Origin of the sequence: Clostridium sp. DSM 17811, from assembly GCF_018861905.1 — a bacterium.
GTDB classification, from domain to species: domain Bacteria; phylum Bacillota; class Clostridia; order Clostridiales; family Clostridiaceae; genus Clostridium_AD; species Clostridium_AD frigoriphilum.
In genome coordinates this window covers 136,445-161,982 of sequence record NZ_JAHLDU010000006.1, presented here as the reverse complement: position 1 = coordinate 161,982, position 25,538 = coordinate 136,445, and the positions used below count along the sequence as shown (strand labels likewise).

21 protein-coding genes and 1 riboswitch are annotated in these 25,538 nt (G+C 29.5%); of the genes, 14 read left to right on the top strand and 7 right to left on the bottom strand.

The genetic code is table 11. The features are described 5' to 3' along the window. Positions 1 to 35: 35 nt before the first annotated feature. Positions 36 to 614 (bottom strand): NUDIX hydrolase, encoded by a 579-nt coding sequence (locus KPL44_RS10050; RefSeq protein ID WP_216249342.1) that lies wholly within the window; start codon positions 612 to 614, stop codon positions 36 to 38. A gap of 281 nt (positions 615 to 895) precedes the next feature. Here KPL44_RS10050 and KPL44_RS10045 point away from each other — a divergent pair, with 281 nt between their 5' ends. From KPL44_RS10045 to KPL44_RS10030, 4 genes are all read left to right on the top strand, one after another. Further along, positions 896 to 1,288, top strand: a complete 393-nt coding sequence (locus KPL44_RS10045) for a hypothetical protein (RefSeq protein ID WP_216249340.1) — start codon at positions 896 to 898, stop codon at positions 1,286 to 1,288. Positions 1,289 to 1,400: 112 nt separating this feature from the next. Continuing rightward, positions 1,401 to 2,318 carry a vgrg protein gene (locus KPL44_RS10040; protein ID WP_216249337.1) on the top strand — a complete coding sequence of 306 codons (918 nt, stop codon included), beginning with the start codon at positions 1,401 to 1,403 and terminating at the stop codon, positions 2,316 to 2,318. Positions 2,319 to 2,565: 247 nt separating this feature from the next. Beyond that, positions 2,566 to 5,703, top strand: coding sequence for an insulinase family protein (locus tag KPL44_RS10035; RefSeq protein ID WP_216249336.1), 3,138 nt, complete (start codon positions 2,566 to 2,568; stop codon positions 5,701 to 5,703). Between the two features lie 92 nt (positions 5,704 to 5,795). Then, a complete protein-coding gene (locus tag KPL44_RS10030) occupies positions 5,796 to 9,047 on the top strand; it encodes a DEAD/DEAH box helicase (protein ID WP_216249333.1) in 3,252 nt (1,083 codons plus the stop codon). 125 nt (positions 9,048 to 9,172) lie between these two features. On the opposite strand, the gene KPL44_RS10025 is transcribed toward KPL44_RS10030, so the two are convergent. Beyond that, complete coding sequence (locus KPL44_RS10025; RefSeq protein ID WP_216249331.1) at positions 9,173 to 9,880, bottom strand: tetratricopeptide repeat protein; 708 nt, start codon at positions 9,878 to 9,880, stop codon at positions 9,173 to 9,175. A gap of 171 nt (positions 9,881 to 10,051) precedes the next feature. Further along, a complete protein-coding gene (namA, locus tag KPL44_RS10020; protein WP_216249329.1) occupies positions 10,052 to 11,095 on the bottom strand; it encodes an NADPH dehydrogenase NamA in 1,044 nt (347 codons plus the stop codon). Between the two features lie 257 nt (positions 11,096 to 11,352). On the opposite strand from namA, the gene KPL44_RS10015 reads away from it, so the two are divergent. Further along, positions 11,353 to 12,459 (top strand): DEAD/DEAH box helicase, encoded by a 1,107-nt coding sequence (locus KPL44_RS10015; RefSeq protein ID WP_216249327.1) that lies wholly within the window; start codon positions 11,353 to 11,355, stop codon positions 12,457 to 12,459. Positions 12,460 to 12,531: 72 nt separating this feature from the next. On the opposite strand, the gene KPL44_RS10010 is transcribed toward KPL44_RS10015, so the two are convergent. After that, complete coding sequence (locus KPL44_RS10010; protein ID WP_216249326.1) at positions 12,532 to 13,776, bottom strand: HlyC/CorC family transporter; 1,245 nt, start codon at positions 13,774 to 13,776, stop codon at positions 12,532 to 12,534. A 340-nt stretch (positions 13,777 to 14,116) separates the two neighbouring features. Here KPL44_RS10010 and KPL44_RS10005 point away from each other — a divergent pair, with 340 nt between their 5' ends. The 3 genes from KPL44_RS10005 (at position 14,117) to KPL44_RS09995 (ending at position 17,092) form a co-directional block, all read left to right on the top strand. Further along, positions 14,117 to 15,025 (top strand): DUF2156 domain-containing protein, encoded by a 909-nt coding sequence (locus KPL44_RS10005; protein ID WP_216249513.1) that lies wholly within the window; start codon positions 14,117 to 14,119, stop codon positions 15,023 to 15,025. A 114-nt stretch (positions 15,026 to 15,139) separates the two neighbouring features. Continuing rightward, a complete protein-coding gene (locus KPL44_RS10000) occupies positions 15,140 to 15,682 on the top strand; it encodes a GNAT family N-acetyltransferase (protein WP_216249324.1) in 543 nt (180 codons plus the stop codon). Positions 15,683 to 15,751: 69 nt separating this feature from the next. Then, positions 15,752 to 17,092: a GH1 family beta-glucosidase gene (locus KPL44_RS09995; protein WP_216249321.1), complete on the top strand. Its 1,341-nt coding sequence runs from the start codon at positions 15,752 to 15,754 to the stop codon at positions 17,090 to 17,092. A gap of 50 nt (positions 17,093 to 17,142) precedes the next feature. Here KPL44_RS09995 and KPL44_RS09990 read toward each other — a convergent pair whose 3' ends face one another. Further along, positions 17,143 to 17,310, bottom strand: coding sequence for a hypothetical protein (locus tag KPL44_RS09990; RefSeq protein ID WP_216249317.1), 168 nt, complete (start codon positions 17,308 to 17,310; stop codon positions 17,143 to 17,145). Positions 17,311 to 17,563: 253 nt separating this feature from the next. Here KPL44_RS09990 and KPL44_RS09985 point away from each other — a divergent pair, with 253 nt between their 5' ends. Together KPL44_RS09985 and KPL44_RS09980 are read left to right on the top strand one after the other, a co-directional pair. Continuing rightward, the gene (locus tag KPL44_RS09985; protein WP_216249315.1) at positions 17,564 to 17,980 is read left to right on the top strand and encodes a mannose/fructose/sorbose PTS transporter subunit IIA; all 417 of its coding nucleotides are present in this window, start codon (positions 17,564 to 17,566) and stop codon (positions 17,978 to 17,980) included. Between the two features lie 135 nt (positions 17,981 to 18,115). Next, the gene (locus KPL44_RS09980; protein WP_216249313.1) at positions 18,116 to 19,558 is read left to right on the top strand and encodes an MDR family MFS transporter; all 1,443 of its coding nucleotides are present in this window, start codon (positions 18,116 to 18,118) and stop codon (positions 19,556 to 19,558) included. 63 nt (positions 19,559 to 19,621) lie between these two features. Here KPL44_RS09980 and KPL44_RS09975 read toward each other — a convergent pair whose 3' ends face one another. After that, positions 19,622 to 20,716: an AI-2E family transporter gene (locus KPL44_RS09975; protein ID WP_216249311.1), complete on the bottom strand. Its 1,095-nt coding sequence runs from the start codon at positions 20,714 to 20,716 to the stop codon at positions 19,622 to 19,624. A gap of 521 nt (positions 20,717 to 21,237) precedes the next feature. Between KPL44_RS09975 and KPL44_RS09970 the strand changes: the two genes are divergently transcribed. Together KPL44_RS09970 and KPL44_RS09965 are read left to right on the top strand one after the other, a co-directional pair. Then, positions 21,238 to 21,855 carry a 50S ribosomal protein L25 gene (locus tag KPL44_RS09970; RefSeq protein WP_216249309.1) on the top strand — a complete coding sequence of 206 codons (618 nt, stop codon included), beginning with the start codon at positions 21,238 to 21,240 and terminating at the stop codon, positions 21,853 to 21,855. A 126-nt stretch (positions 21,856 to 21,981) separates the two neighbouring features. Further along, positions 21,982 to 22,269, top strand: coding sequence for a hypothetical protein (locus tag KPL44_RS09965; RefSeq protein WP_216249307.1), 288 nt, complete (start codon positions 21,982 to 21,984; stop codon positions 22,267 to 22,269). Positions 22,270 to 22,386: 117 nt separating this feature from the next. On the opposite strand, the gene KPL44_RS09960 is transcribed toward KPL44_RS09965, so the two are convergent. Continuing rightward, positions 22,387 to 22,830, bottom strand: a complete 444-nt coding sequence (locus KPL44_RS09960) for a hypothetical protein (protein WP_253201707.1) — start codon at positions 22,828 to 22,830, stop codon at positions 22,387 to 22,389. 401 nt (positions 22,831 to 23,231) lie between these two features. Here KPL44_RS09960 and glpK point away from each other — a divergent pair, with 401 nt between their 5' ends. Both glpK and thiW read left to right on the top strand, forming a co-directional pair. Next, positions 23,232 to 24,722 carry a glycerol kinase GlpK gene (glpK, locus tag KPL44_RS09955; RefSeq protein WP_216249305.1) on the top strand — a complete coding sequence of 497 codons (1,491 nt, stop codon included), beginning with the start codon at positions 23,232 to 23,234 and terminating at the stop codon, positions 24,720 to 24,722. A 61-nt stretch (positions 24,723 to 24,783) separates the two neighbouring features. Then, positions 24,784 to 24,894: riboswitch (TPP riboswitch) on the top strand. A gap of 141 nt (positions 24,895 to 25,035) precedes the next feature. Then, the gene (gene thiW, locus KPL44_RS09950) at positions 25,036 to 25,530 is read left to right on the top strand and encodes an energy coupling factor transporter S component ThiW (protein WP_216249303.1); all 495 of its coding nucleotides are present in this window, start codon (positions 25,036 to 25,038) and stop codon (positions 25,528 to 25,530) included. Positions 25,531 to 25,538 lie beyond the last annotated feature (8 nt).

Below are 25,538 nucleotides of genomic sequence, written 5' to 3'. Positions count from 1 at the left end.
TCACGAGGAAAGAATAAATTGTACTTTAGATCCAACTAAGCGATAAAGTTTTGTATTGAAAGAAAAGCCTTAATGTCTATTTTCTTATCAGAATCAATTAAAATTTTAGCTTCTGCCTTGGATAAAAGCACAACTTCAATATCTTCATCAGGTTCTAGATAATCTTTTGATACTTTACCTTGGCAAGTACAATACACGAGTGCAGCGGATTCATCTGTCATACCAGTTGAAATGTAAGCCTGTGATTTTGTTTTAGAATAATCAATTTGGATCAAATCAAGTCCAGTTTCTTCCTTTAGTTCTCGAGCAACAGTAGTTTTAAAATCCTCACCAGGATCAATAAGCCCAGCGGGAATTTCATAAACATAATCATTAAGAGGGACTCTAAATTGTTTTATAATTACTAATTTATTTTCAACGGTGTGAGTTGCTATTATTATTACGGCGTCTATAGCGCACTTTGCTTTATTAAAATAGATATTTTTTAATGTATCTATGTTTTTTCTAGAAGCTATTGACCAATTTTTGCATTCTCCATTTTTGTTAATATATTCTGCATCGTAGAGTTTTAAATATTGTGTATCTGCTAGTGTTGTAATATTTTTCATACTCATTATTTCATATCCTATCATGTTTTATTTTATGAATAAGTATCTATAGATTTTATTAATGTTAAGTTCTTATTCATATGTATACATAAATTAATAGTAGCACTTTAAAATGGAAATAACAATGGAACAAAAATGAGAAATGATGTTATAAAAGTGAAATTGTTTATTTAATGGCTTTAATAATTAATAGAAAATAAAATGGACATTTGTTATAATGTTTACGGAAAATAAAATTATAATGAATAATATAAAAGTATATATAAAAGTTGTGGAGGGAAAATAATATGTTTTATTTTGTTGGAGATGTAGAAGAAAATGTAATGAATGTAAATTGTCTTAACGAGGTGCCATTTTTAGAAGAAGCTATATATAATATGTCATTAGAAAAAATGATTAATGAATACGAAAACATAAAAAAGTGGTTCATGATTAATAAGATGGCTAATAATTTTAAAAGCAAAGGTGTTGCGGGAGAAGAATTGGAGATTTTTCTTATAGATAATATTCCTTATGAAGAGTTGGATTATACTCATGATATTCTAAATAATAGAATCAAAGAAAAAATGGGGTTACAATTTGAAGAATATGAGTATTTTTTAAAATTAAAATTAAGCGGGACATGCTCTAGAATTTTGTTCGATATTAAGGTGGAAAATATTTTAAAAGAATGGAGTTAGATTAAAGAATTTATATTATTATTCTAAAATATTTAATTGTAAGAATAAAGTTTAATTTAAAGTATACGATAATAAACATATAGAAAAAATTTATTTAAAATGGGTGATAGTCATGGCATTATCTTCGGATATTATTTTTAATAGGATGTTGAACCAATATAAAGCACAAACGAAAACCAATATTATAAGTTCGGATACAAGCACAAGTAGTATTAATAAGGAAATAGAGAATCAGAAAATTATGTTTCAAACAATGCTTATTCAAATGATGGATAGTTCGGGAACTTCGATGATGACACAACTAATGTCTAGTGCTATATCAAATCAAAATTCTTACAACGTTGATGATTCATTAAATTCACTGAGTGATTTTAATGCTAAAATGAGAGATGCCTCCAAATCATTACCAAATGATAATAATTCTAATGGATTGGGGCTTACATCGGCTAAATATGAATCTAATCTTAATCCAGCAGCAATAAGCAATACATTAGGTGATTATGGTGGGAAATCTTATGGAGCATGGCAATTTTCATCGAAGACTGGTTCTTTAGATTCATTTATAAGTTCACTAAAAATAAAAGATAAAGAGATTTATTCGAGGTTAACAGAAGCAAAAGCCAAAGATGGTAACGAATTTGGGAAGAACTTTGATGAAACATGGACAAGTATTGCATTATGTAATAAAGATAAATTTTTAAAATTGCAGCAAAACAGTATAAAAGGAAATTATTACGATGTAGCAGCATCAGAATTAAAGCAAAAGTATGGTTTTGATATAAGCAAGAAAAGTGATGCTTTAAAAGAAAGTCTACTGTCTACAGTGGTTCAACATGGTGTTACAGGTACTTTATCAGTGTTCTCAAAACTTAATTTGAAAAATAGTGATAAGAATATTATAAATGATTTATATAACGAGCGCCAAAAGGTTGATGTTTATTTTAGAGATAGTTCACAAGCTGTAAAGCAAAGTGTATACAATAGATTTACAAGAGAAAAGCAGGATATGCTTAATATGTTAAATGCATAATTTACTTAATAAGTTTTGAGTGAGTAAAAATATAAGAAAATCTAGCAGATGTTAAGAGCTGCTAGATTTTTTTGTTCTATAAAATTATTCGAAAAAATATCTATAAAAACAAATCAAAAAAACCTATCAATATCAATAATATAGTATATATACTAATTATTGTCTCGAATATAAAAATACAAATAAAACATACTATTTATAACATTAGAATCGTTTTATTAAAATTTTATATTTGAGGGGGAACAAATTGAGAATAAAAAAATTTACGAAAAAAGTATCTATATTGCTTGCAACAGCATTATTTATCAATATATTTAGTAATGTTCTAGGGATACATGGCGCTCGATTTGCACAAGTCATGCCAGGAGCACAAACCGCATTAGGAGCACAAATTGTACAAGATGCACTGGGGCCACAGTTAAAGATTGGTAATACTAAGCCTATTATTAGTGAGAAGAGAGAAATCGAAGTCGGTGATAATATATCAGGGTTTACTCTTGAATCAAAAAAATGGCTTTCAGATATACAGTCTACATCTATGATATTTAAGCATAATAAAAGTGGAGCTAAATTAATTTATTTACAAAATGAAGATGAAAATAAGGTATTCTCCATAAGCTTTAGAACACCAGTTAATGATAATACTGGTGTTAATCACATTATTGAACATTCGGTTTTATGTGGTTCAAAGGATTATCCCGTTAAAGATCCATTTTTAATTATGACTAAACAATCACTAAGCACATTTTTAAATGCTTTTACAGGTACGGATTTTACAATGTATCCAGTAGCTAGTAAGAATGAAAAAGATTTTAATAATTTAATGAGTGTATATCTAGATGCAGTGTTTTCTCCTAATATAACTAAGGATCCTAAAATACTTAAACAAGAAGGATGGCATTATGAGGTTAATAGCAAGACTGGTGATTTAAATTATAATGGAATTGTATATAATGAGATGAAAGGTAGTTATTCTTCACCACAGGTATTATTATCAAATACTATTAATCAATCGCTTTTTAATCATAATTCATATAAATTTGAATCAGGTGGTAATCCGGATAATATACCTGATTTAACTTATGAAAAATTTATAAAGACTTATAAAAAATATTATGTTCCATCAAACAGCTCTATATATTTATACGGAAAATTGGATATTTATAATTCATTAAAATTTATGAATGATAAGTATCTTAGTAAAGCAAAAATGGTAAATGTAGATAGTAAAATTAAATTAGAAAATAAATATGAAAAAAAAGTTGAAAAAACAGCATTATATCCAGTGGCGAAGACTGCAAGTACATCAAATATGACTTATTTATCAGCTAACTATGTGATTGACAAAACCCCGAGTGCACAGGATATCTTAGGATTTCAAATACTGCAAGAAATACTTTTAAATACTAAATCATCCTCTCTTAGGAAAACACTGCACGATAACGGCATTGGAACAAATGTTTATGCAAGTTTTAATCCATCAACACTGCAACCAACTTTCAGCATAATTGCCACTAATGCAAACGAATCACAAAAGCATCAATTTGAAAATTTAGTGGATGATGCATTAAAGCAAGTTGTGAAAGAGGGGTTTGATAAAGAAACTGTAAATTCGGTATTAAGTGCTTTAGAATTAAGTTTGCGCACTCAAAATTCAGATGCAAATAGAGGAATGAATTACATGTTAACTGCTTTAAATTCCTGGAATTATGATATTAATCCAACAGAGTATTTGGAAATTACACCTTCTCTAAAAAGAATAAAAACCCAATTATCAGATAAGTATTTTGAAAAACTAGTACAAAAATATTTATTAGATAATGAACATAATTCATTGGTTGTGTTAAAGCCATCAAATGGATTAAATGAGATCAAAGAAGAAGCACTAAAGAAGAAGTTAGCTGTCTACAAAAAATCACTATCACAAAACCAATTGACATCAATTAAAAAAGATACAGAGGAATTAAAAAAGTGGCAGGGGACAGCGGATTCAAAAGAAAATTTATCAAAACTACCAACGCTGACCCGCAAAGATATAAAACTAAAAGAAGAAGAAATTCCAATGATAGAAAAAATAGAGCAAGGTACAAAAGTATTAAGCCATCCAATGTTTACTAATGGCATAACTTATTATAATTTATATTTTGATAGCTCAAATGTGCCTCAAAATAAGGTGTTATATTTAAAATTACTCGCTAGTATTTTAGGAAATGTTAATACACAAAAATACAATCCTATGCAGATATCAAATAGAATGATGAAGTATACTGGTGGCATGGTCTTTAATTCAACATCATTTAAGAGTAATACTAATAGTGATGAATATGTCCCAAAAATTAGTATTTGCGCAAACTCGCTTAATAGTACATTGCCAGAAGCTTTGGATCTTTTAAGTGAGATAATGAATCATAGTGTGTTTAACGATAAACCACGTATGAAAGCTTTAATTAAAACATTGAGAGTAAATTATGAGTCGATGTTTGTTAATCAAGGAAACACTCTGGCAATAAATCGTACATTGTCTTATTTATCTAATAGTGGTAAATATAAAGATTTGAATAGTATTCCATATTATGATTTTATTTGTGATTTAGATGATAACTATGAATCACGGTTTGATGAAATGACAACAAATTTAAGTGATGTTAGTAATATTGTATTTAATAAGAAAGGATTAGTTGTAAGTTACACAGGAGACGAGAAGAATTATGAAAAATTCATTTGTAATTTTAATAAATTTAAAGAAACAATTAAGGATAAGAAATTTACTAAGCAAATCTACAAATTTGATTTTTCAAATAAAAACGAAGCCTTTGTAATTCCATCTCAAGTTCAATATGTGGTTAAGGCTGGAGATTTTACAAAATCAGGGTACACTTATAATGGACATATGAAGGTTCTTGAAAATATTTTAAATAGTGATTATTTATGGAAGGAACTTAGAGTAAAAGGTGGTGCTTATGGTGGCTCCATTAATTTTACGAAAGATGAGGTATTGTTTTATTCTTATCGTGACCCAAACTTGAAGGAGACATTAGATACTTTTGATGGGGTAGTAAAATTTTTAAAAGAATTTAATGCAGATGATAAGGAAATGACTAATTATATAATAGGAACTATAGGAAATATGGATTATTTGAAAGGCCCTTATGCTAAAGGCATATTAGGTGATAATATGTATTTCTCAGGAACTACTCAAAAGGACATTCAAAAAATACGCGACGAGGTTTTAGCAACGACGGCCAGCGATATAAGAGATTTAGCTGGTCTTCTAGATGTAGTAATAAAACAGGATTTACATTGCGTTGTAGGAAGTGAAACTAAAATAAATAGTAATAAAAACTTATTTGATAAAATCATAGTTCCTATTAAAAAAACTAAGTAGTCCTTTAGAAAAGAACATAGAATGAAGATTTTATGTTCTTTTCGAATTTATGGTATAATTAGAGGATTATAAAATTTATTTAGGGAGAAAATATGTTGAATGAAGATATGATTTTACAAATATTCAATGAAGGAACAAGTGGTAAAAATGGATCTAAAGGGCAAAGGGTCCTTAGTAATGATTTAGTTTCTTCGATAGATATTACAAACGAAGATAAACTAATATGTATCGATGGTAATGTGATTTCAGAGAAACTTTTTAATGAATATCACACAAAAATCGAAATGGATGCAGGCCGAAGAAGTATATTTTCTACTTTCTGTAGCTGCGCTGATTTTGAAAATAATGAGTTTAAAAAAGAAAATTATTGTTGTAAACATTTGGTTGCAACATTTTATAAAGCATTAGATGATTTATCAAGGCACCCTCTTTTAAGAGAAGATGATGTAGAGAAACCAAGTATATATAAGAGTAAAAGTAATATATTATCTATGCTTTTAGGGGATGAAAAACAAAAGGATGAGACTAAAATAGAAGTATATATAAATAAAAATCAGTGGACAGGCGACCTTACCGCGGAATTTAAGATAGGGTTAAGTTCTATGACTTCAAGTAATCTTTATGTTTTAAAGGACGTTAATCACTTTATATTAGCATGTTATAATAATATTCCTATAAGCTATAGTAAAAATTTCACCTTTAATGTTAAAAATCAAAAATTAAGTACTAAGGATAAAAGGCTTATTGATTTTATTGAAATGTTAAAGACTATAGAGGGTGAACAAAGAAGTGCACGTAGAAATGAAGAAAGATATGTAGATGGAAAAAACATAAAAATACCTCAGTATTTAACAAGAGAATTTTTTGAAGTTATAACTAAACATAGGGTTTATTTAAATGATGGTTTTTTTTATAGACCTGTTGATACAGAAATTTTATATGAATCTCCACCATTAGATTTTGATTTAAAATTAATTAAAGATACTTATGTACTAAAGTCATCAAGTGGAATGCCAGTTCCTTTAGGATCCAAAAATGATGTTTTTTTGTATGGAAGCATTATATATCTTCCAGATTATGAATTTTGTTATAAAATAAATCCATATCTACAAATTTTTAATGAGGCAAAGGTTGTAACTATGGAGAGTGCTCAGGAAGAGACAATATTAAGACGGTTAATTCCAAATCTAAATTCTTTATCACCTAGTGTTGTTTTATCGAAAGCTATTAAAGATAAAATAATAATGGCCAAATGTCAAATTAGTTTCTATTTTGATCAGGTAGGAAAAGATATTACCCTAACATTAAGGGTTAAGTATGGAACATTTGAGTTTAATATTTTTGAGGATTGTGATGAAAAGATAATATACAGGGATTCTAAAAAAGAGGCTCAGGTTATAACTGTTTTAAAGAACTTGGGATTTGAGGAAATTAAGAAAAGATTTTATTTCTTAAAAGGAGAAGACTATATATTCAAATTTTTCAAGAGTGATATAGGTGTACTTCAAGAAATAGGTGAAGTATATTATTCTCAAAATTTTAAGGGTATAAAATCATTAGGGACTAAAGCGATAAGTGGAAATATTAAAAGTGGGAAGTATAACTACTTCGAAATGGATTTTAAAATAGGCGATATAGAGCCAAAAGAAACTACTAATATATTACGTGCATTTAGAAATAACATTAAGTATTATAAACTCAAAAATGGTGAGTATCTTGATTTGGAGGAATTAGAACTTAATAAATTTTTAAAGCTTTTAGATGTTATTACGCCACCTAATAGCTTTGACAATCATATTGAAATATCAAAAGGTAAAGGTGTCTTTTTAGATAGTTATTTAGAAGATAATAATATTAGATATATAAAAGGTAAAAAAGAGCTAGAAGAGGTACATGACAAACTTAAGAATATTGAAAAACTAAGTTTCAAAGAGCCAGATGATTTAAAAGGTACATTAAGAAAATACCAAAAGATTGGGTACAATTGGTTTAAAACATTAGATTATTTAGGATTTGGTGGAATACTCGGAGATGAAATGGGCCTTGGTAAAACTATTCAAGCGATTACTTTTATATTATCAAGTAAGGGAAGTAAGAGTTTAATTGTAGCGCCAACCTCGCTTATATACAATTGGATAAGTGAGTTTGAAAAATTTGCACCTACATTAAAGGTGGCTGCAATTAGTGGACCTAAGGATGAGAGAGTAGAGGTAATAAAAAATATAGAAAAATTTGATGTATTTATAACCACATATAATTTATTAAAAAGGGATTTAGAAGATTACGCGCCATTAGAGTTCGATTATTGCATAATAGATGAAGCACAAAATATTAAGAACCCACATTCTCAAAATGCGATAGCAATTAAGGAGATAGTGGCAAAGACAAAATTTGCACTATCGGGTACGCCAATAGAGAATTCAGTTATGGATTTGTGGTCTATATTTGATTTTATAATGCCAGGATACTTATACGATGAAAAAATGTTTAGTGTAAGATATCATAAGAAACTTAAGGCAAATCCAGAGGTGTTAGAGGACTTAAATAGGCTTATAAAACCTTTTATTTTAAGAAGACGAAAAAAAGATGTTTTGAAGGAATTACCTGATAAAATAGAAAAAACATTAATGGTTAATTTAGAGCATCAGCAGAAAAAAGTCTATAAGACATATGCAAATCATGCAATGGAGCTTATTAAAAACAAGGTGAAAAACGACGAGTTTAAAAATAGCAAAATAGAGATACTCTCGTATATCACAAAGTTAAGACAATTATGTTTAGATCCAGCTGTATTATTAAATGATTATAGTGGAGGTAGCGCAAAAATAGAAGCTCTTGTAGAACATCTTCATAAGTGTGTAGATGAGCAGCATAAAGTACTTGTTTTTTCTCAATTTACATCTGTACTTAAGAATATACAAAAGAGGCTTAGGGTAGAGGGAATTACTTTTAGCTATTTGGATGGTTCTGTGCCGTCTAAAAAGAGAATGGATTTGGTGAAAACATTTAATGATGGAGAAGATCCCGTATTCTTAATAAGTTTAAAGGCTGGAGGAACGGGACTAAATTTAACTTCAGCAGATGTAGTAATTCATTTTGATCCTTGGTGGAACCCAGCTGTGGAAGAACAAGCTACTGATAGAGCTCATAGAATAGGACAAAAAAATGTAGTGAGTGTTATAAAGATTATAGCCAAAGGGACAATTGAGGAAAAAATTCTGTTACTTCAAGAAGAAAAGAAAAAACTTATATCTGAACTTATGGGAGATGAAATGGCCAGCGGTGAAGGGTTCGCAACGCTAAGTGATGATGAAATATATGGTTTATTTGAGATTAAAGAGTAAATATAAATATATTGTATAATGAAATAAAGTAATGCTCACAATAAACTGAGGTGAGATTATGGTTGTAAATAATGATATAAAAGAAATGAACGAATTGCTCCTGCTTATTAAGTAGGAGCAATTTGTTATTTAATATCTAAATACATATTTTTCAATACGGTATAATGACATTTATACCATTCATTTTTGGGTTCTATTTCATATGCTTTTTCTGCAAATAATAAAGCACTTTCATTATTTTCCATAACTACGCACACTTCAGAAGCCCCAAAATAGGCAATGCTCTTAGTATTGTCAAGGAAGATGGCCCTATTATACAGTTTAAGGGCCTCTTCTTTATTGGATAGTGAGAAAAGTACGCTAGCTTTACCACATATAGCATCATAAAAATCAGGGCTTAATTTAAGGCAAATATTAAAGCAATCTAATGCTTCTTTTAAACTATTGAGAATAGTTAAGAACTCTCCTTTTTTTAAATAGATGAGAGCATTTTGATTATCGCCTTCAAGAAGTTTTTCACAATAGTAAACGCATTTATCAAAGTCTCCTGTTAAATCGTTTATATCAATTAATTTCCAGTAAGCGTTTGGGTCACTCGGAACTAATTTAAGATATTCTTTTATACATTTTTCAGCCTCATCAGCTTCATATAGTTCTAGAAAAGCGTCAGCTTTAACAAAATACGCTAGAGAATATTTATTATTTAGTAAAATTGCCTTATTATAATTTCTAAATGCTTTCTCAATCTCTCCATCATTAAATAGACCTTTGCCTTTTTCTATATATTGTTTAACTAAAGTTTCATCACTTATTAATTTAATAATACTTTTCATTAAAATGCTCCTTTCAATTGTAATATCACATTATAATTATTGACACAAAAAAAAATGGTATACATAAACATTGTTCATCTATTAATAAAATAAAATATTTTAAAACGTAAAAGTCCAGTAGAATAAATTATTCTACTGGACTTTGTACTAAACTTATTTATAGACATTATCTTAAAAACCATTTTTATTTACTTTATTACTACGTTCATATTGGACAGGCCACTCGATATTATCCCCTAATTGATTGGCTGCTGCAAATGCCCAATAAGGATTTCTTAAAAGTTCTCTTCCTAAATACACCAAATCTGATCTTTTATTGTTTAATATTTCTTCTGCCATTAAAGGTGAAGTGATAAGGCCACCAGCTATAGTTGGAATATTGCATTGTTTTCTAATTATTTCAGAATAACAAATTTGATATCCCGGGTAGGTAGATATTTTTGCAGGTACAGTTCCACCAGAACTAACATTTACTATATCTATGCCCATAGCTTTTATAAGATTTATAAGTGAGGATGTTTCCTCTGAACTGTTTCCGCCTTTTGCATAGTCAACAGCTGATACTCTTAATTGTAATGGTTTAGTTTCGGGCCAAACTGTTTTTACAGCCTGTATAATTTCCTTTAAGAATCTTACTCTATTTTCATTTGTACCTCCGTATTCATCTTCTCTTTTATTGGTAAGGGGTGATAAAAATTCCCCTATTAAATACCCATGGGCACCATGTAATTCTAATAAATCAAAACCTGCAGTTAATGCTCTTTTAGCAGCAGATTTAAATAAATCTATAGTAGTAACAATATCTTCTTTTGTCATTTCAATTGGAAGTCTATAATCAGCATTAAAAGCTATAGGGCTTGGAGCTATAATTGGATAGGAAAGAGTCTCAGATTTTCTTCCAGCATGATTAATTTGAATACCTATTTTTGATCCGTATTTATGACATTCGTCAACTATATTTGAAAGGTTTTTAATATGTTCATCAGACCATATACCTAAATCATTATCAGTTATACGACCGCCAGGCTGAATTCCTGTTGACTCTAAAATAATAAGACCAACTCCACCAATAGCTCTAGTTGAGTAATGTATAAAATGCCAGTTATTTGCAAAACCATCTTTGTCATTACAAGAATCCATGCACATTGGAGCCATAACTATTCTATTTTTTAAATCCATATCTTTTATTTTAAAATTACTAAATAATTTTGACATTATTAATCGCCTCTTTCGTTATATTCTAAATATATTATTTGTAAACTTAAAGTGAAATAGCAGCTAGTTATCGACTATTTGTCATAAGTATATCATTATATAAAAAATAGTAAAGTATGTGCTTTACTATTTGAATAATTGTAAAAAAGAAATGCATTTTTATAAAATACTTTTTATTATAATTAATGTCTGTTATAATTAAATGGTTTGTATAAAAAAACAATAAAAATAATTTTGAAATAGAAAGGTAAATAAAAATGATAAAGTTTAAAAAATTAGGGCTTAACGATGATATTTTAAGTGCGATAAAAATTCAAGGAATAACTGAGCCAACTCCTATTCAAGAGAAGAGTATTCAATTAATAAAGGATGGCAAGGATGTTATAGCAGAGGCACAAACAGGAACGGGAAAGACACTTGCATTTTTGCTACCAATGTTTGATAATATGTCAGCGGATATTGATACAATACAAGGATTAATAGTTACACCTACAAGGGAACTTGCTATTCAGATAACTGGGGAAGCGAAGAAGATTGCCGGAGCTAAAAATTTAAATATTTTAGCAGCTTATGGTGGTAAAGATATTGGTGCGCAACTCAAAAAACTAAAGGGGAATATTCATCTTGTCATTGCAACACCAGGAAGGTTACTCGATCACCTTAGACGTGGTACTGTGAATCTTGATAAACTTAAGACAGTAGTGTTAGATGAGGCAGATCAAATGCTTCTTATGGGGTTTAAAAATGACATTGAGAACATTTTAATGGTGACACCTAAAAATAGGCAGACTTTATGTTTCTCAGCAACTATGAGCTCAGATGTTAAAAAAATGGCATATAAATATATGAATGATCCTATAGAAGTAATTATTAAAAAAGAAGAGGCGACGCTTAAGAATATTAAGCAATTTTTAATAGAGACTACAGACAGAAAAAAACAAGAAGATTTATGTAAGGTAATAGACGAGGATAATCCGTTTATGGCTATCATATTCTGTAGAACGAAAAGAAGAGTTGATGATCTTGAGGTAGCACTTTATAAAAAAGGGTATAATTGCAAGAAGCTTCATTCTGATATAACACAAGCAAAGAGAGAAAAAATAATGAGAGACTTTAAAAAATGCGATATACAATATTTGATTGCCACAGATGTTGCGGCTAGAGGCCTTGATATAAATGGAGTAGATCATGTGTATAATTATGATATGCCAGAAACTGCTGAGAGTTATATCCACCGCATTGGTAGAACTGGTAGAGCTGGCGAGGATGGATATACATATTTATTTTCAGCACCAAAAGACAAATTTCTTTTAGATGCAATAGAAAGAAAATTAAAAAGTCCAATTCCTAGAAAAATATTGTAGTATGTAATTAAAAAGTAAAGAATATAATAAAGCACTTAAAGCCAATTCAATAATTAGCTTTAGGTGCTTTGTTTAAGTTATAACTTTTAATTTTACTATACGATTTTTACTTATATCTTGTACAATAAATTTTGTATCATTATAATTTATTGTTTCACCTGTGTTTGGAAGCCGGCCAAGTAATCCAGTAACGAAACCTCCTATTGAGTCAAAATCATCAGATTCAATATTTAAACCTATCATTTCATTAACCATACTTATTTTAGTATCACCAGCTACAATAAATTCATCTTCTTTGATAACTTGTATTTTATCTATATCATCATCGTATTCGTCATCTATATCTCCAACAATTTCTTCTACCAAATCTTCAAATGTAACAAGTCCAGCAGTACCACCATATTCATCGAGTATTATTGATATAGGAATTCGTTTTAAACGCATGTCTGCAAATAAATCAGCAGTTCTTTTGAATTCATAGGTAAAGTAGGGTGTGCGCATATGTTTCTCTATTTTAAAATCTTCTTTCCCATCTTCAAAGAAAATCAAATCCTTAATATATAAAATTCCGATAATATTATCAATAGTATCTTTATATATAGGAAGCCTTGAGAATTGTTCTTCTCTGAAAATATTTATAAGTTCTGCGTAAGTTGAGTTAGAGTTAGCCACAATCATATCGGTTCTTGGGGTCATAACATCGTTTGCTTGTGAATCTCTAAAGTCGAATACGTTATAAATCATTTGTTTTTCTTCGCCTTCAAGCATGCCTTCTTCATGACTTACACTAACCATAGTTTTTAACTCTTCTTCAGTAATAAAGGGCCTACTTTTGTTAACCTCGCCACCGAGCATTTTGATTATTGTATTTGTTATATAAATTAAGACTGTAATAAGTGGATTTAGAATGAATGTAATTAGACTTAAGGGCTTAGCGATTTTTAAAGCAATTTTTTCGGAATTTTGTGCAGCTAATGATTTTGGTGTTATTTCAGCAAAAATTAATACAAGAATTGTCATTGTAAAAGTTGCAATAGCAACTCCGGAGTCTTTAAAATGTGTAATTGCCAGAGATGTTGCTAGCGCAGAAGCTCCAATATTTGCTATGTTATTTCCTACTAGAATACCACCTAAAAGTTTACTTGGGTTTTGAAGCAATTTATTAATAATGTTAGCACCTTTGATTTTTGATTCTACCATATTCCTTAACCTTATTTTACTTAAGGTCATTAATGCAGTTTCAGAAGCAGAGAAAAAGGCTGAACATAATAATAAAATTATTAAACATATAATTTGCAATGTACCATCAGGGACCATAATATATTTCACTCTCCTTAAAATTTAGCATAAAAAAATCACATCATAAACTAAAGAAAATAAAAAAGGTTATGTTTTCTATGTATCAATATGCTATCATATCATTATACTATATATCAGTATACTATATATTTATGGAATAAACATAAAAGGAATGGCAAATTATGTTTTAATAAGTAGTTAATATATATACAAAGATATATTACAAACAAAGGTATGGTTTTGGGAACTAAAGTTCTTAAAAGTATCTACTTGCAAAAAATGAGTTTACAGTCTAAAATGATATAAGAATAGATTAAGATGATAACATTTATGATTTACATTAAGTAGAAAGGTTGAGATTATGATTTTTAAAAGACTTACGATTGAAGATAAGGAAATATTTGAAAAATATATATATCCATATAAATTTTTGAGCTGTGAATATTCTTTTACAACTTTATATATATGGAGAGAGGCTTGCGATATTTGTTTTACTGTTTATAAAGATGCTTTAATAATAAAAAAAATGGATTTTGAGGGAAGATATTATTTTATGCAACCTTTGGGATATAATAAAGAAAATCTTAAAGAGTTAATAGATGCGTTAATGGATTATAAAAAAGAAAATAATATGGAATTTGTATTTAAAGATCTTGATGAAAGTTTTATGGAAGAGATAAAAAATATATATGGGGATGCACAGGGCATCTGTATTAAAGAGGATAGAGATAACTTTGATTATTTATATGAAGCAGAAAAACTTATAAAACTTTCTGGTAAGAAACTTCATGGGAAAAAAAATCATTACAATTCGTTTATAAAAAATTACAATTATGAAGTTAAAGATATTAAAGATTCACAGGTAATAAAAGATGTTGTCGTGGCTGCGGAAAAATGGTATGAGGCGAATAACAATGATCGTATGCTTAATTTTGAACTTCAAGGAATAAAGGACATTCTAGAAAACATTGAAATTGTAGACACAAAGGGTATAGCTGTTTATGTAGATGAGAAAATTGTAGCTTTTAGTTTAGGAGAAAAATTGAATGATGATCTAGCTGTAATTCATATAGAAAAAGCAGATACTAGTTATAGTGGTGTGTACAGCTTTATTAACAAGGCATTTGTTGATAGAAGTTTTAGTGATGTAAAAATAATAAATAGAGAACAGGATCTTGGAATTGAAGGTCTTAGAAAATCTAAATTATCATATCATCCATTTAAATTAGAAAAAAAATATATTCTTAGTTCTAGTAATGTTTTATAGATTTAAATAGAATGCTTTAATAATTATTTTAAAATAGGCTAGCGCTTAGCTAGTCTATTTTTTTGAATAAGTCTTATGTTTATAATTAAAATAAAGTGAAGGCAAGGTGAAATAATGAAAAATTTGTTGATGGGAAAAAAAGTAAATCTTACGTCTATAAACGAGGAAGACATGCTAGAAGTTCAAAAATGGCACAATGATGTATCATTCATGCGTAATTATGATGTAGTAAGTGCAACGCCTAAAAATTTTGAAGATGTATTAGAGACAATTAATGATGTAAGGAAAAGTAATACAGCTTATATTTTTGCTGTTAAAATACTTGAAAAGCAAAAAATCATTGGAGTTACAGGATTTGAAAATATATCTTGGAATAATGGTACTGCTTTAATATACATAGGACTTGGTGAGAGTGGAAATAGAGGACAGGGGTACGGAAAAGAAGCTCTTAAATTAACTATAGAGTTTGGGTTTGAGGAATTAAATTTTCATCGAATATATCTTACGGTACTTGAATATAATGAACCTGCAATAAAACTATATGAGAAATTAGGATTTAAAAGAGAAGGGGTTTATAGGGAGTTTATTCACAGAGATGGTAGACGATATGATATGTACTTATATGGGTTATTAAGACCTGAGTGGGAAGAGTCATAAAGAGAAGAGCAGATATAAAAACACAGTAGAGAAGATAATGCAAGAAATATTTGATTAGGGGGTATTGAAATGAATAAATTCAAAGATGATTTTATACTTGGAACGGCTACGGCAGCATACCAAATAGAGGGAGGGGTTAATGAAGGTGGAAGAATGCCATCGATTTGGGATACCTTTTCAAAGAAAGAAGAGAATGTTTTTATGGGTCATACTGGAGATATAGCTTGTGACCATTACCATAGGGTTAAGGAGGATGTGAAGATTTTAGAGAATATAGGAGTGGATTCATATAGATTTTCTATTTCTTGGTCTAGGATATTTCCGCGTAAGGATGAGTTTAACCCCGAGGGAGTAAAATTTTATAAAAATTTAATCCAGGAATTAAAAGATAAAAAAATCACTCCGGCAATTACATTATATCATTGGGATTTACCACAATGGGCCCAGGATTTAGGGGGTTGGGAAAATAGGGAGTGCATATATTGGTTTGAAGATTATTGCACAAAAATATTTGAGGAATTTGGACAGGATGTATCTATGTGGATAACGCATAATGAACCCTTTTGTGCATCTATACTTGGAAACTATTTAGGAATACATGCACCGGGAAATAAAGATTTAAAAAAGGCATTAATAGTTGCGCATCATTTATTACTATCTCATGGTATTGTAGCAAGGGCATTTGAAAAGTTTAAATTTGAAAATAGTAGCATAGGAATCACTTTGAATTTATCACCAACATATGCAGTATCAAAGAAGAGGGAAGATGTGATAGCTGCAAAAATTAGTGATGGATACACTAATAGATGGTTCTTAGATCCATTACTTAAGGGTCATTATCCAAAGGACATGGTTGATTTATATGAGAAAGAGGTTGGAGCACTAGATTTCATTCTAGAGGGAGATTTAAATATTATATCTACTGATATAGATTTTTTAGGAATAAATTATTATACTAGAAGTATAGTAGAATATGATGAACATTCGCAGTTGAAATTTAGAGGAGTAGATGGTGAAAAAGAAAAAACTTCGATGGGATGGGAGAATAGCCCAGAGTCAATGCATGATTTACTTACAAGAATTAAGCAAGAATATACAAAATTGCCACTCTACATTACTGAAAATGGTGCTGCATATGATGATGTAGTAACAGGAGATAATAAGATTCACGATATAGATAGAATAAATTTTATTAAAGTACATCTTCAAGTGATGCAAGAATTCATTAAGGAAGGTGGAAATCTAAAAGGTTATTATTTATGGTCTTTTATGGATAATTTTGAATGGGCATATGGATATTCAAAACGTTTTGGAATGGTGTACGTAAATTATAATACGCAGGAAAGAATCATGAAAGATAGTTCAATTTGGTATAAAAAACTTATCAAGACCCGTAGGTTAGAAGTTTAGTCTATAATAATTAAGACAGGCAAACACGCCTGTCTTAATTATTATGAAAATTATTTTCTCTTTTTTATTTCTTCCTCAGGAATATTGCTATTAATATTGACCATGTTAGGTATAATAGGTATGTTTATCAAACTACTATTTATAGGGAAATTTGAAAAATTATTACCATCTAATTGATTGTTCAATTTCTTTTTGTTTTTATTATTATTTTTACTCATAAACACCAACCTTTCAAATTAAAAACTATGTTTAAAGTACGTTACATTTAGGTTGCCCATTTTAGTGTAAAATATGAATAATAATTGCATTAACTAGTGAATTTTATTATTTGTCTTTAATATTAATACGTCATTGAATAGTGTATTAATAAAAGAGTATTATAATAAGTAGTGATTTGTCTTAAGAAATGGATTTTGCTATATAAATATATATAAGAGAAAGTATTAAATACTTGAATTGGAGGGCTAATTGATGATAGCTATAATAATTGCAACCCATGGTAAGGTTTCCGAAGAAATATTAAAATTGACAGAATTGATTTTAGGAAAGCAGGAAAACGTTGCTACAATAACTTACTTGCCAGGAGAAGGCGCAGATGACTTGATGAAAAAATATGAGTATGTTATAAAGTCTTTGCGGTGCGAAGCAGGTGTTCTTTTTATGGTAGATTTGTTTGGTGGTAGCCCTTTCAATGCAGCTAGTAGGATAGCAGCAAAAGGAGGAAATATGGATATTATAACTGGAGCAAATATTCCTATGTTGCTTGGGGTATTTTCAGCTAGAGAAGATTCAACTGTAGATGAACTTGCTGCAATAGCGATAAGTGCTGGTAAGCTCGGAATAAAATCGTTAAAAGAAACTTTGAAAAATAGCAAAGAGAATGAATAATTTAAAATTTTATATAAGGTGTTTAAATTTGGGTACAAATATTCATGTTTTGATGGTAAAATGGTATTTGTCTTCTATTATTGTTTAGATCAAATATTGAAGATAATTATCATATTAAGGGAAGTGACATAAGGAATGAAATCTAAAAACAGAGGTATAGTAATTGCATTAATGGTGGCGATGTTTCTTGCAGCTGTAGAGGGTACAGTTGTAACTACTGCAATACCCACTATAGTAAAAGATTTAAATGGGTTTGAACTTATAAGTTGGGTTTTTTCTGCTTATTTATTGACATCTGCAATTTCTACACCAATTTATGGAAAATTATCTGACTTGTATGGAAGAAAAAATGTTCTATCGATTGGAATTGTAATTTTTATAGTCGGAAGCTGTCTTTGTGGAATATCACAAAGTATGTATCAGCTTATAGCGTCTCGTAGCGTTCAAGGACTTGGAGCAGGAGCGATATTTACTATTACTTATACTATAGTTGGTGATATTTTCACTGCTAAAGAAAGTACAAGGATTCAAGGAGGTATAAGTACAGTATGGGGAATAGCAAGTTTAGCTGGACCTTTTTTAGGAGGGTTTTTGATAGAAAATATTTCTTGGAACTGGATTTTTTTTATAAATTTACCTTTTGGGATAATATCTATAGTACTTTTGCAAAAGAATTTAATTGAAACCGTTGAAAGGAAGAAACACAAAATAGATTATGTAGGTACATTATTATTTTCATTCGCAATTATAACTTTTTTACTGGGGGGGTTATCTGGTGGTAAAATGAAAACAGTAATAGCAATAGCTGTTACAATTGTGTTGTTAGTTTTATTCTATTATGTGGAAAAAAAGGCGGAAGAACCTATTATACCTTTTGATATTTTTACAAAGACTAGCAATATAGTAAATGCTATAAGTTTTTTAGCATCAGGTGTTTTAATAGGCGCTGAGGTTTATATGCCTTTATATATGCAAAATGTTTTGGGATTTGGACCTACAATTTCTGGAATATCTATGGCGCCGATGTCTATATCATGGCTCTTATCATCATTTGTTTTGAGCAAAGCTATTCCTAAGTATGGTAAGAAAATAGTGGTTGGGACAGCTAATCTTATTTTAATTATTAGTTGTGTGTTTTTATCTACCTTAAATATTGAATCTCCATTACAATTAGTTGTAGTCTATGGTTTTATCATGGGATTTGGTTTTGGAGGGGCATTTACTACATTAACAATAGTGGTGCAGGAGTCTGTAGGATATAATAAAAGAGGGGCAGCGACAGCAGTGAATTCGCTAGTGCGAACATTAGGACAAACTATTGCAGTAAGTGTTTTTGGAACCATATTAAATATGTATATAGTTAAATATTTTAACAATCTAGGCATAAGTGGTATAAAGCCAAGCAATTTATATTCTAGTTCAATTTCGAGTAACAGTCTAAGTATGATTCAAGTAAAATTATCTTTAAAATCAGGGCTTCATGAAGTATTTGTATCAATGATCATAATCGCGATAGTGTCACTTGCGCTTTCTTTTATGTTTGATGCAAAATCAAAAAAAAATTTATGTAAGTTATAAGATAAATAATAAGACACTTGCGAGGTGATTTACTTTGCAAGTGTCTTATTATACTTAGTGTATTTATTTGTTTTCAACTTGTTTATTCATGAAGTTTTCTAGTAGGGTCTTAATTAATGCAATAGCTGGAACACCGAGTAACATTCCTATAATTCCGAATAACCCTCCGCCAAGAACTATCCCAAGGATTATAAGTAGAGGACTAATACCGACCTTATCACCAATAATTTTTGGTGAAATGAACCAACCATCGATATTACTAAGGGTTACAATAAATAATATTATTTCTACAGATTTAACTGGATTAAAGAATAGTGTTATTATAACAGCAGGAGCCATTCCTATAATGTTTCCAAAGTATGGAATCATATTTGTTATTCCAATTACTAAACTAAAAGGCAAAGCATAAGGAATACCTAATATAATAAATCCAATAAATGATATAATCCCAAAAATAATAGAGTCAATTGTTTTACCAACGAAATACTTTTTAAATATAGTATTAACTATTTTCAAAAAATCAATTATGGTAATAGCGATATGTTCACTTGAAATAGAATAAATAAATTTTTGAAGATATAAAATAATAGATTCTTTATCTATTAGAAAATAAACGGATATTACTATACCAGACACTAATTTCATAAATAAAGAACTTAAACCAACTAGATTATCAAGAACAAGTTGTAACCCCGGGGCAAAATATTTTGATATATCGTTATTAAAAGTATTAAGGTACTTATTCAAGTAAGATGTAATATCAAATTTGTTTAATAACTGGTTTTGAGATATAAAAAGAGTAGACCATTTATATGATTTATCTGCAAATTTAGGGATATTATTAAATAAATCTACGGCACTGCCAATAATATTCGGGGCAAGTAGAGTTGTTATTAAAATTATAATGCCCACCAATAGTGTATAAATTATTCCTATACTATAGAGTCTTTTTATCTTAACTTTTTTCTCAAGGTACACCATAAGTGGATTGAGTAAATAAGCTATAACGAACCCCCAGATAAAATAGCTCATTAATGAAAAAATCTTATGAAGTATTGAACCTACATTTTCAATATTATTTACTATTCTGTAAAGAAGAAAAGTAATTATAATGATAGGAACAAACTCTATATAAGGTATTTTTTTATATTTAATCACTGTAATTCCTCCAATCAATATTTATATATACAAGTATAACAGTAAATAATGAACATATGGATATATTATGTGTTTTAACAATTAAAACTAAGAAGTTAACCTATTTAATTATACCAGTTTTAAATTGATTTATTAAGAAAATTAGTTTACAATGACATTAAAAAAGATGATATGGTGACGGACAACTTCTGTTGCTAATATATGATATAATGTGCTATAATATAATTATGTTTTAATTACTAATGTTACCTTTTGGGTAATGATGCTGGTTTTTTTTATTTATTAGTATAAATGATATGTACAATATAGAAATTCAACAAATGTATTTACGAAGGCAGCAGAGTATTTATGTTGTCTTTTAATGTTTACAATTACATAGATTAAATTTTTACGTACTGTTAATTAAAAAAATCACGTCATTTTGAAGTTTAACACAAATACTATTGGAAATTATTATTGGTAACATATGTATATAAAATAATAAACAGAAAGGCTTTATAAGCCAAGAGGAGCGAATTATTATGGAACAGGTTATTTTGAATGCACTTGAAAGAACTACAAGCAATAAAAAATTTAATGAAGATGGTTTTATAGCAGGAGTAATGTATGGAGATGGTTCTACAGAAGCAACTTCTGTAAAATTTGAATTAGTACCACTAAGAAAAATTCTTGTAAAACATGGTTCTAATGCAAAAGTTGTAGTTAAATACGGAGAAGAAGAAAAAACTGGATTTATAAAAGAAATTCAAAGACATCCAGTAACTGCTAAAATCACACACATAGACGTGCAACTTGTATCTAAAGATCATGAAATTAAAATGCAATTGCCTATTTCTTATAAGGGTGAAGAGAATTTAAGTTCACAACGTCTTCAATTACAAGTTCAAAAATCAGAAATAGATGTTTTTGGTAAGATGGCTATAATGCCAGATGCACTAAGTGTTGATGTATCACAAATGGCACTTGGAGATTCAATTACAATAAAGAATTTTGATTTAAATAAAGAAATAAGAGTTACTGATAAGGAAGATGAAGTTTACGCATCTATAACACAAATGAAGGAAGAGGTTGAAGAAGAAGTTGAAGAAGTAGTTGCAACTCCTGAAGCAGCAGCTGCTGAACCAGAAGTTAAGGCATAATAAAATAGAAGTTATTTAAACATAAAAGGATGAACCATAAAGGTTCATCCTTTTATGTTATTGTGGATAAATTCAGTGTAAAACAAAAGAAAATTTTAAGAGAAGTGATAGGTAGGAGGCGAAAGAATGGCAAATATATTGAGATATTCAAAAAAACAATTAGATAAAACACTAAAAGAATTTGGAAAGAAAGAAAATGTAGGATCCAATGACACAGCCGAGTGGATAAGACTAATTAATGATTTTATATATGAATTTGAACTTGAATCTGAGGTTCATGAAGAAGACAAACTTTCAATAACAACTAATAAAGAAGAACAAATTATTATTGAAAAAATGATGTATGCACTAGAAGGTACAAAAACTTCTTTGACTTACATTTTCGATGGTAATATTACTTACATAGAAGAATAAAGCTTTTTGATGAAAAAAGTAAGGGAAGCCAAAATAAATTTGACTCCCCTAAAAGTGGTGAATATTATTCATATTTATTCTAAATATATTTTAATAACTAATAAAGAAAATGCTTTATTAGTTACTAGTTCCTTTATTCGAAGCTGATTGAGCGTTTAATTTCTTTGTTTCTTCTAAAACAGAATCACTAGTACTACTAGACATATTAGATGCGTCTGACATGTTAGACATACCTGACATACTAGAACTTGAAGCATCGCTAGTACCTTTATTTGAAACTGATTGAGCATTTAGTTTTTTTGTTTCCTCTAAAGCTGAATCATTAGTGCTACTAGACATATTAGAAGCACCTGACATGTTAGACATACCTGACATACTAGAATTTGATGCACTACTAGTGCCCTTGTTAGAAGCTGATTGATTATTTAATTGTATTGTCTCTTGTAAATTAGCATCGCTAGAACTGTTAGTCATACCAGCATTTGATGAAGCATTTGAACCTCCGTTTGTAGCTGATTGATTATTTAATTTTTTAGTCTCTTCTAAACTATATTTATTCATAAAAATCTCCTTTCAAATATAAAAATTACACTGTGCATATTCAGTGCATTATATAGGTTACCCACTTTATTATAAAATATAGTAGCAATTATTTACAAAAATAATGGCTGTTTTTTCTTATTATGAATAAAAAACACATTAGTGTAATGAATTTAGACCATTAGTAGTATGTAATACTATAAATAGCGAAAAAAGGTAAAAAAACAAAGAAAAATTGTGAAAATTATAACTAATATTGCAAAAGCTATAATAATAAGTTATACTTTAATTAATGATATATGATATTTGGCAGAGATAATGAGCCGCGTTATTATAAAGTATTATGCTTTATTTTGGCGCTTTTTTTGTGTATTAATTTGTAAACGATTCAATAAAACTAATAAAAAAGGAGTTTTGCTAACATGCCTAAATATATAATGGCACTTGATCAAGGAACAACAAGTTCAAGATGTATACTATTCAATGAAAAGGGGCTTATTGTAACGTCGGCTCAAAAGGAATTTACTCAGATATTTCCAAAAGCAGCTTGGGTAGAACATGATCCAATGGAAATATGGTCAAGTCAAATTAGTGTTGCAACTGAGGCAATGGCTAAAGTTAATGCAAGTGCCGTAGATATTGCAGCAATAGGTATTACAAATCAAAGAGAAACTACTGTAGTTTGGGATAAGAGGACGGGAGTTCCAGTATATAATGCGATTGTATGGCAATGTAGAAGGACAGCGCAGTATTGTGATGAATTAACGGAAAAAGGCTTTGATAAAGTAGTTAGAGCTAAGACCGGATTAATTTTGGATGCATATTTTTCTGGAACAAAAATTAAATGGATATTAGACAATGTGAAAGGTGCTAGAGCAAAAGCCGAAGCTGGTAATTTATTATTTGGTAACATAGATACATGGTTAATTTGGAATTTAACTGGAGGAAAGACATATGTAACAGATTATTCCAATGCATCAAGAACAATGCTATTTAACATTCATGAATTAAAGTGGGATGATGAATTACTAGAAACATTAAATATACCAAAATCAATGCTTCCAGAAGTTAAACCATCTAGTTATGTTTATGGACATACGGATAGTTCATTGTTTGGTGGTGAAATTCCTATAGCTGGAGCTGCTGGCGACCAACAGGCAGCACTGTTCGGACAAACTTGTTATAATTCAGGAACAGCAAAAAATACATATGGTACTGGATGCTTTATGCTTATGAATACTGGGGATAAAGCAATTGAATCTAAACAGGGACTACTTACAACTATTGCTTGGGGAATAGATGGAAAAGTAGAGTATGCACTTGAAGGTAGTGTATTTATAGCAGGAGCAGCTATACAATGGTTAAGAGATGAACTTCAAATGATTGATAATGCTTCTGATTGCGAAGAATATGCAATGTCCGTAGAGGATACAAATGGAGTATATGTAGTGCCAGCTTTTGTTGGACTTGGTGCACCATACTGGGATCCTTATGCAAGAGGAACAATTGTAGGACTTACAAGAGGATCAAAAAAAGCACATTTAATAAGAGCAACTCTTGAAGCACTTGCATACCAAACCCATGATGTTTTAAAAGCTATGCAACAAGATTCTGGAATTAGACTCACTGAACTTAAAGTTGATGGAGGAGCTTGTAATAATAATTTCTTAATGCAGTTTCAATCAGATATTTTAAATGTTCAAGTAGATAGACCAGAAGTTACTGAAACTACAGCACTTGGTGCAGCTTATCTTGCTGGGCTTGCAGTAGGATATTGGAAAAGTAAGGAAGAAGTTGCAAAGCATTGGGCAATTTCAAGAAGTTTCAAACCTAGTATGACAGAGGAACATAGGAAAGAATTACTTCATGGATGGCATATAGCTGTTAAGAGATCGGGAATAAGACTAGAATAGAAATTTAATTGTGTATAATAATTTGTTATGTTATTATTAGAGACATGAAATAAAAAAGAATAAAATAGCACAGGGGAGTTGGATATGCCAACTGAGAACAAGAATCGAAATTCTTTGACCCTATGACCTGAACTGGATAATGCCAGCGTAGGAAGTTGTTTATTGGTGTATTATATATGAATTATTATATATCACGTTAATTTAACACAAATCCTTTGGATTTGTGTTTTTTTAGTTATGTAGCATACTATTTACGCTAGTTTATTTAGAGTTTATTCCTTTTTAAGTATATAAGAGAAGGGAGTGTAAATGCATGAAGACTAAAAAGTTAACTATTTCATCACTTTTAATAGCTATTGGCGTAATAGCTGGTAATATCATATTTATCCCGGTGGGAGTAGCAAAATGCTTTCCAGTGCAGGCTACAATTAATGTTATATCAGCTGTATTATTAGGCCCTGGATATGGTGTAGCGATAGCCTTTTGTATATCTTTACTAAGAAATATTTTAGGAACAGGTTCACTTTTGGCATTCCCTGGAAGTGTGATCGGAGTACTTTTAGCTGGAATATTATATAAGAAAACTAAAATGAATCTACTTGCAGTAGTCGGAGAGATATTTGGAACAGGAATCATTGGAGGAATATTAGCATTTCCTATTGCTAATATTATAATGGGCAAAAAAGTGGGTGCATTATTCTTTGTAGCACCATTTTTAATAAGTACTATTGGAGGAAGTCTAATTGCATTTTTTATTCTTAGAGTAATAGATTTAAAAAAACTTGTTAATTTAAATAAAGAAGTTTAAAAAGGATA